Annotated in this window: 1 pseudogene; it reads right to left on the reverse strand. The window is 49.2% G+C overall.

The features are described 5' to 3' along the window. A pseudogene (locus GJV78_RS22850) lies at positions 1–299 on the reverse strand (DUF6708 domain-containing protein); the annotation flags it as partial. Between the last annotated feature and the right edge of the window lie 73 nt (positions 300–372).

Raw genomic sequence — 372 nt, forward strand, 5'->3', positions numbered from 1 at the left:
TTTCGGTAGTCAAAGCGGATCGGGTAGTGGGTCCAGGCAAACCACTCCGTTTTCAGCAGTTTAAACGTCATAATCATGGTCGGAATGCAGATAAGGCTCATGGCTAATGCCATTTCCTCATGAGGGCCAAACTTCCACCCAATTGATGGAAAATCATCAATAACCGTTGTCAGAAACAGCAGCGAAGCCCCAAAAAAGCCTACCGCGGCGATCAGGGAGCCAAACCCCTTGCCGGCATAGTACTTATCCACCAGCTCCAGATAGCCGGAGTTTATGCGAATAACTTTTACATCCGGCATTATGGATTGCCCTGCCAGATCGCTGGCCTGGCGCTGTTTCAGCTGATATTTTTTTTCATCCTCATTCAGCGGC

The sequence above is a fragment of the Intestinirhabdus alba genome (assembly GCF_009711095.1).
Classification (GTDB): Bacteria; Pseudomonadota; Gammaproteobacteria; order Enterobacterales; family Enterobacteriaceae; genus Intestinirhabdus; species Intestinirhabdus alba.